Genomic DNA, 7,760 nt, shown 5'->3' with positions numbered 1-7,760 from the left:
GCCCGTCGTACCGCGGTAGACCTCACCGCCGACGACGATGCCGCAGCCGATGCCGGTGCCGATCTTGACGCAGAGGAAGTCGGCGACGGTGCGGGCGACGCCCGCGTGCTGCTCACCCATCGCCATCAGGTTCACGTCGTTGTCGACCATGACCGGGCAGCCGAGTTCCTGGCTGAGGGCCTCCCGCACGGGGAAGCCGTCCCAGCCCGGCATGATCGGCGGTGCCACGGGGATGCCCTCGGGGAAGCGGACCGGACCCGGGACGCCGATGCCGGCGCCGTCGAACCCTTCCGCGAGCCCGGAGGCCCTCAGTTTCGCGGCCATGGCCAGGACCTGCTCGAAGACCGCGACGGGGCCTTCGCGCACGTCCATGGGCTGGTTGAGGTGCCCGAGGGTCTCCAGCTCGGCGTTGGTGACGGCGACATCGACCGAGGTCGCGCCGATGTCGACGCCGAGGAAGCGCAGTTCGGGGTTGAGCCGGATGTTGTGGGAGCGGCGGCCACCGCGCGAGGCGGCGAGTCCGTCGGCCACGACCAGTTCCGTCTCCAGCAGCCGGTCCACCTCCACGGCCAGCTTGGACCGCGAGAGATCGACCTGGTCGCCCAGCTGGGCACGGGAGTTGGGTCCGCCGTCACGCAACAGCGTGAGCAGCCGGGCCTGGTGGGCGTTCGCGGGTCGCGCGGTCATACGTCTCACGAGCCCCTCCCCGCCCGACCGGCCTGTGCGCGCCGGTTTTCCGCCACCTCGGTGGCTTGCTTTCGGAGGGAACGTAGCAGCGGCTGCCGGGAGTGGGAAGAAGTCGCGCAGGAATTGCCCACTACTTTTTCCACTCACAGGACAAAGCAGCGGTGACGGGTGCCCTGCCTCGCGGCCAGGCGTGGCGGAGCCACGAAGCCACGGGCCACGAAGCCAGGACCCCCGGAGCTGCGGAGCTACGGAGCTACGGAGCTACGGAGCTACGGAGCTACGAGCGGGAACGCGCGTGGTACGACCGGCGCGTGTGCTCGGTGTGTTCGCGCATCAGCTGGGTGGCGCGCTGTTCGTCCCGGTCGGAGACCGCGGCGATCAACTCCCGGTGCTCGATCCACGACTGGTGGCCGCGCCGACGCGCCACGGGCGTGTAGTACCAGCGCACACGCCGGTCGACCTGGGCGGCGAGTTCGGCGAGGACGGCGTTGCCGGCGAGCTCCATGATCTTGGCGTGGAAGCGGGCGTTCACGGCGACGGCCCCGTCCACGTCGTCGGCCTCGACGGCCTTCTCACCCTCGGCGCACAGTGCTTCGAGGGCGGCGATGCCCGCGCTGTTCGCGTTGGCTGCCGCGAGCCGGGCGGCCTCGGCCTCCAGCAGCGTACGGACCGTGAGGAGCTGGTCGGCCTCCTCCTCCGTCGGCTCGTGCACGAACGCACCCTGGGCGGGCCGCAGATCGACCCACCCCTCGGTGTTGAGCCGCTGCAGTGCCTCGCGCACCGGCTGCCGGGAGACCCCGAGATGCCCGGCGAGTTCACTCTCGACGAGATGCTGGCCGGGCTGGAGCGCGCGGGTGGTGATGAGTTCGAGCAGTGCCTCGTAGACACGGTCGCGCAGCGGACCCGGGCGTTCCAGCTTGGGTACCGCCCCCTGGGGCAGGCCTGTCGACAGCATCGCGGTCCCCCTCCTCGGCAGGGCCGTGCACAGCGCGGCGCGAGCCGGTATCGCCGCAGAATCAGTATTGATTGTCTTTCGTCTACAGTCTACGGCGCACAAGAGCCAGGGCTTCGGGGAGTTGCCCGCGTCACACCGCTCTGCCACTCAGACGCTCAGGGGCAGCGCACGACCTGCCCCGCGTACGACAGGTTCCCGCCGAAGCCGAACAGCAGCACCGGGTCGCCCGTGGTCAGCGCCCCCTGCTCGACCAGCTTCGAGAAGGCCAGCGGGATGCTCGCGGCCGAGGTGTTGCCGGACTCGGTGACATCGCGTGCGACGACGGCGTTGACGGCGCCGATCTTCTGCGCGAGGGGCTCGATGATGCGCAGGTTCGCCTGGTGCAGCACCACTCCGGCGAGGTCGGCCGGCTCCAGTCCGGCCCGCTCGCAGGCCCGGCGCGCGATGGGTGGCAGCTGTGTGGTGGCCCAGCGGTAGACGCTCTGCCCCTCCTGGGCGAAGCGCGGCGGAGTGCCCTCGATGCGCACCGCGTTGCCCATCTCGGGGACCGAGCCCCACAGCACCGGTCCGATGGCGGGCTCGCCGGCGGCCTCGACCACCGCGGCCCCGGCCCCGTCGCCGACGAGCACGCACGTGGTGCGGTCGCTCCAGTCGGCCACCTCGGACATCTTGTCTGCCCCGATGACCAGCACCCGGCTCGCGCCCCCCGCGCGGACGGCGTGGTCGGCGGTGGCCAGGGCGTGGGTGAAGCCCGCGCACACGACGTTGAGGTCCATCGTGGCGGCTTGCGGGATGCCCAGGCGGGCCGCGGCCCTGGCCGCCATGTTGGGCGAGCGGTCGACAGCCGTGGAGGTGGCGACCAGCACCAGGTCGATGTCCGCCGGGGTCAGTCCGGCGGCGGCGAGGGCCTTGGCCGCGGCGTGGGCGGCCAGCTCGTCGACCGGCTCGTCGGGTCCGGCGATGTGACGCGTGCGGATGCCCACCCGGCTCCTGATCCACTCGTCACTGGTGTCCACCAGGTCCGCCAGGTCCTCGTTGGTGAGGACCTTGGCGGGCTGGTAGTGGCCGACGGCGGCGATGCGCGAGCCGTTCATTGGGTGGATCCCCCTCGTTGCCTTGGGTAGCGGGTCCACCAGTCTGATCAGTGACTCACGGGTACGACGGCAGCCAAGGCGACAGGAAACCGGCGCCGGGGTTGTCAGCTTCGGTCAGGAGCTCGGGCGCCCGGACACCTGTCGAACGCCCCCCGGCGGCCCGGCTGCCACCCGCGACCGGACTCCTGCGCCTACCCGGTGAACAGCTGCGTCGCCTTGCGGACCAGCTCGTACAGCCCGTAGGCGAGCGGTACGCCCACCCACACCCAGGCGAGGGCGATCAGCCACCGGCGGTCCGGGCTAGGCGGAGTCTGACTGCTGTCGCTCGACATGGGCGGCCTCCTTCGGGGCGGTGACGTGGTGGCGGGGGTCGACGGGCCGCACCAGTTCGTTGGCGACGAAGCCGACGACGAGCAACCCGATCATGATGACGAACGACAGCCCGTACAGGGACGCGCCGTGCCGGCCCGCCTCCTCCTGCCGGTCGGCGATCCAGTTCACGATCAGCGGTCCGAGCACCCCGGCCGTGGACCAGGCGGTGAGCAGCCGCCCGTGGATGGCGCCGACCTGGTACGTACCGAACAAATCCTTCAGATAGGCCGGAACCGTGGCGAAACCACCGCCGTAGAAGGAGAGGATGACCAGCGCGCACAGGACGAGCAGCGGCTTGGAGGAGTCGCCGAACAGGGCGATGAGGGCGTACATCAGGGCGCCGACGCCCAGGTAGACGCGGTAGATGTTCTTGCGGCCGATGAGGTCGGACGTCGAGGACCAGCCGATGCGGCCGGCCATGTTCGCCGCGGACAGCAGCGCGACGAAGCCGGCGGCGGCCGTCACCGACACCGGGGTGGAGGTGTCCGCGAAGAAGTCCGTGATCATCGGCGCGGCCTTCTCCAGGATGCCGATGCCGGCGGTGACGTTCATGCAGAGCACGATCCACAGCAGCCAGAACTGTGGGGTGCGAACGGCCCGTTTCGCGGAAACCTGCGGGCCGGTGGGGGTCTGTCGCGCGGTTCCCCGCGCCCCTGGGGCATGCCGCGGAACCCGGACCAGCAGCACGCCCAGCAGCATGAACACGGCGTACGACAGCCCGTGCACCAGGAAGGCGAGTGCGATGCCGGAGCTGTCGCCGCCGAACGACTCCAGCATCTGGGCCGACCACGGCGAGGCGATGAGCGCGCCGCCGCCGAAGCCCATGATGGCGATGCCGGTGGCCATGCCGGGCCGGTCCGGGAACCACTTGATCAGCGTGGAGACGGGTGAGATGTAACCGATGCCGAGACCGATGCCGCCGACGAAGCCGTAGCCGAACACGATCAGCCAGTACTGCTCCAGGGACGCGCCCAGCGCGGAGAGCAGGAAGCCGGAGGAGAAGCAGAGCAGGGCGACGGTCATCGCCCAGCGCGGGCCGTTGCGCTCGACGAGGGTGCCGCCGAACGCGGCGGACAGGCCGAGCATGACGATGCCCAGCTGGAAGGGCAGCGCGCTCTGGGTGCCGCTGAGGCCGAGCGCGGACTCGAGGGGCGGCTTGAACACGCTCCAGGCGTAGGCCTGGCCGATGGAGAGATGTACGGAGAGAGCGGCGGGCGGAACGAGCCAGCGGCTCCAGCCCGGGGGCGCGACTGGGGGACTCATGAACCCCGGACGGTAGGGATCCGCACGGGAGTTGAGAAGCGCGGCGTCGACCGTATGCGGTGAGCGGTATCCCGCATGCGCCGAACGGTCGGCGCGCGGACTCTTGCCGCTCCAACCTCCATACTGTAGACAATATTTCGTCGACACAAGCCGTCCTCGAGCCATACGCGGCCCGCGGGCGGCCGGACGGCAGCCACCTCCGCGGTATCCCTCAAACCGAACGGAGTGTTCCCGTGAAAGTCGCAGTTCTCGGCGCCGGTGCCATCGGCGCCTACGTCGGCGCCGCGCTCCACCGCGCGGGCGCCGAGGTGCATCTCATCGCCCGTGGACCGCATCTGGCGGCCATGAGGCAGCACGGAGTCCGGGTGCGCAGCCCACGCGGTGACTTCACCGCGCGCCCCCACGCCACCGACGACCCGGCCGAAGTCGGTCCGGTCGACCATGTCTTCCTGGGCCTGAAGGCAAACGCGTACGCGGCGTGCGGGCCGCTGATCGCGCCCTTGCTGCACGAGACGACCTCGGTCGTCGCGGCCCAGAACGGCATCCCCTGGTGGTACTTCCACCGGCACGGCGGCCCGTACGACGGCCATCGTGTCGAGAGTGTCGACCCGGACGGCGCGGTCAGTGCGGTGCTCGCGCCCGAACGGGCCATCGGCTGTGTCGTCTACGCGGCGACCGAACTCGAAGGGCCGGGCGTCGTACGCCACTTGGAGGGCACGCGGTTCTCCATCGGCGAGCCCGACCGCAGCCGTTCCGCCCGCTGTCTCGGCTTCAGCGAGGCCATGCAGGGGGGCGGTCTGAAGTGCCCGGTCGAACCGGACCTGCGCAGCGACATCTGGGTCAAGCTGCTCGGCAACATCTCCTTCAACCCGATCAGCGCGCTGGCCCGCGCGACCATGCGGCAGATGTGCCTGCACGGCGGCACCCGCAAGGTCATCGAGATCATGATGACCGAGACGCTGGCGGTCGCCGAGGCCCTCGGCTGCGAGGTCGGTGTCTCCGTCGAGCGCCGGCTCGCCGGTGCCGAGCGGGTCGGCGACCACCGCACCTCCACGCTCCAGGACCTGGAGCGCGGCAAGCCGCTCGAACTCGACGTGCTGCTCGCGGCGGTCGTCGAGCTGGCGGAGATCACCGGCGTACAGGTGCCCACCCTGCGCACCGTGCACGCCATCTCGGACCTGCTCGCGCTGAGGAGCGCCGCATGAGGAAACGCGACCGGACCCCCACGACCTACACCCGGCTCACCCACCCGCTCGTCCGTGACTCCCGCGACGAGCCGTTCCGGCAGGCCACCTGGGAGGAGGCCCTCGACCGGGCCGCTCTGGGCCTCGGGCGCCACCGCGACGCCTTCGGCATGTTCAGCTGCGCCCGCGCCACCAACGAGATGAACTACGTGGCGCAGAAGTTCGCCCGGGTCGTCATGGGCACCAACAACGTCGACTCCTGCAACCGCACCTGTCACGCCCCGAGCGTGGCGGGCCTGTCGGCGGCGTTCGGCTCGGGCGGCGGGACGTCGTCGTACGAGGAGATCGAGCACACCGACGTCATCGTGATGTGGGGCTCCAACGCCCGGTTCGCGCACCCGATCTTCTTCCAGCACGTGCTGAAGGGGATCAGGAACGGCGCCCGGATGTACGCGGTGGACCCGCGCCGGACGTCGACCGCCGAGTGGGCGGAGAGCTGGATGGGGCTCAACGTCGGCACGGACATCCCGATGGCGCACGCGATCGGCCGCGAGATCATCCACGCGGGGCTCGCGAACGAGGCGTTCATCGAGCGGGCCACGACCGGCTTCGAGGAGTACAAAGCCCTGGTCGAGCCGTGGACGCTGTCGCTCGCCGAGAAGGTGACGGGCGTACCGGCGGCGGCGATCCGGGAGCTGGCGCACGCCTACGCCCGCGCCGAACGGGCCCAGTTGTGCTGGACCCTGGGCATCACCGAGCACCACAACGGCACCGACAACGTCCGCGCCCTGATCAACCTGTCGCTGCTCACCGGGCACGTGGGCCGCTACGGCTCGGGCCTGCAGCCCCTGCGCGGGCAGAACAACGTGCAGGGCGGCGGCGACATGGGCGCCATCCCCAACCGGCTGCCCGGCTTCCAGGACATCCTCGACCCGGACACCCGGCTGAAGTTCGCATCGGCCTGGGACACCGTCATCCAGCCGCACTACGGCCTGAACCTCACGGAGATGTTCGAGGCCATGGAGGACGGCAGGCTCAAGGCCGTCTACTGCATCGGCGAGAACCCGGCGCAGTCCGAGGCGGACAGCGAGCAGGCCGTACGGCGGCTGAAGGCCCTGGACTTCCTGGTCGTGCAGGACATCTTCCTCACGAAGACGGCCCAGCTCGCGGACGTCGTCCTGCCGGCCACCGCCGGCTGGGCGGAGACCGACGGCACGACCACCAACAGCGAGCGGCGCGTCCAGCGCGTCCGCAAGGCCGTCACCCCGCCCGGCGAGGCCCGCGAGGACATCGACATCATCTGCGCCCTCGCGGCCCGGCTCGGGCACGACTGGAAGTACGCCGACGCCGAGACCGTGTGGAACGAACTGAGGTCCGTCTCGCCCGACCACTACGGCATGACGTACGAGCGTCTGGAGGAGCACCAGGGCATCCAGTGGCCCTGTCCGAGCACGGACGGGATCGAACCGACGTATCTGCACGGGCGGTTGTGGGAATCCGATCCGGTGCGGCGCGGCCCGCTCGCCCCGTTCGGGATCGTGCGGCACGACCCGCCCGTGGACCTCACCGACGAGCGGTACCCGGTCCGGCTCACCACCGGGCGGCGGCTCGACTCGTACAACACCGGGGTACAGAGCGGCGGTTACGCCTCGCCGCTGCGGCGCGGCGAGTTCATCGAGCTGAGCCCGGAGGACGCCGAGCGCTACGGGGTCGTGGTCGGTGAGCACGTCCAGGTGACCTCGCGGCGCGGGTCGGTGACCGCTCCGGTGTGGGTGGACACCGCGCTGCGCCCGGGGCTCGCCTTCATGACCATGCACTTCCCGGACGAGGTGGACACCAACCAGCTGACGATCGAGGCGAACTGCCCGATCGCGGGGACGGCGGAGTTCAAGGCGTCGGCGATCCGGATCGAGAAGCTGCCCATCGCGACCATCGTGGGGTGACGTAAGTGGATCTGCACTTCGGTGACAGCAAGCCGACGGACGAGGAGCGGGCGGCCGTCGACGCCCTGCTCGGGCCTCCCGAGTCCTCCTGGGAGGGGGCCGCCCGCGACGAGATGCGAGCCGCCGATCTGAGGTGGGCGCGTGGCGGACGCGAGGCCCGGGACCGCCGCGACCTGCTGCTGCCGGGGCTGCACGCCGTCAACGACCGGATTGCCCAGTGCGACTCCGACTGCGGCCGCCCGTACGGCCAGGCGTAGCACAA

General features: G+C 70.7%; 7 protein-coding genes and 1 pseudogene. 3 read left to right on the top strand and 5 right to left on the bottom strand.

The features are described 5' to 3' along the window. The 5 genes from ABZ281_RS28730 to ABZ281_RS28710 form a co-directional block, all read right to left on the bottom strand. On the bottom strand, positions 1–687 hold a 687-nt coding region (locus ABZ281_RS28730), incomplete at its 3' end, for an ROK family protein (protein WP_356660075.1). 277 nt (positions 688–964) lie between these two features. Further along, positions 965–1,642: a GntR family transcriptional regulator gene (locus ABZ281_RS28725; protein WP_356660073.1), complete on the bottom strand. Its 678-nt coding sequence runs from the start codon at positions 1,640–1,642 to the stop codon at positions 965–967. A 155-nt stretch (positions 1,643–1,797) separates the two neighbouring features. After that, positions 1,798–2,736 (bottom strand): beta-ketoacyl-ACP synthase III, encoded by a 939-nt coding sequence (locus ABZ281_RS28720; protein ID WP_356660071.1) that lies wholly within the window; start codon positions 2,734–2,736, stop codon positions 1,798–1,800. 191 nt (positions 2,737–2,927) lie between these two features. Then, on the bottom strand, positions 2,928–3,068 hold the full coding sequence (locus ABZ281_RS28715) for a hypothetical protein (RefSeq protein WP_356660069.1): 141 nt from the start codon (positions 3,066–3,068) through the stop codon (positions 2,928–2,930). Beyond that, entirely contained in the window at positions 3,037–4,371 is a 1,335-nt protein-coding gene (locus tag ABZ281_RS28710; protein ID WP_356660067.1) for an OFA family MFS transporter, read from the bottom strand. The genes ABZ281_RS28715 and ABZ281_RS28710 overlap by 32 nt, the downstream gene beginning before the upstream one ends. A 233-nt stretch (positions 4,372–4,604) precedes the next feature. On the opposite strand from ABZ281_RS28710, the gene ABZ281_RS28705 reads away from it, so the two are divergent. From ABZ281_RS28705 to ABZ281_RS28695, 3 genes and pseudogenes are all read left to right on the top strand, one after another. Next, positions 4,605–5,576, top strand: a complete 972-nt coding sequence (locus ABZ281_RS28705) for a 2-dehydropantoate 2-reductase (RefSeq protein ID WP_356660065.1) — start codon at positions 4,605–4,607, stop codon at positions 5,574–5,576. After that, complete coding sequence (locus ABZ281_RS28700; RefSeq protein ID WP_356660063.1) at positions 5,573–7,498, top strand: molybdopterin-dependent oxidoreductase; 1,926 nt, start codon at positions 5,573–5,575, stop codon at positions 7,496–7,498. Before ABZ281_RS28705 ends, ABZ281_RS28700 begins: the two co-directional genes overlap by 4 nt. Positions 7,499–7,503: 5 nt before the next feature. Continuing rightward, positions 7,504–7,710, top strand: a pseudogene (locus ABZ281_RS28695) (NADH-quinone oxidoreductase subunit E); the annotation flags it as partial. Positions 7,711–7,760: the final 50 nt, after the last annotated feature.

Source organism: Streptomyces sp. NPDC006265 (assembly GCF_040613555.1).
Classification (GTDB): Bacteria; Actinomycetota; Actinomycetes; order Streptomycetales; family Streptomycetaceae; genus Streptomyces.
This window is presented reverse-complemented; position numbering and strand designations above follow the sequence as displayed.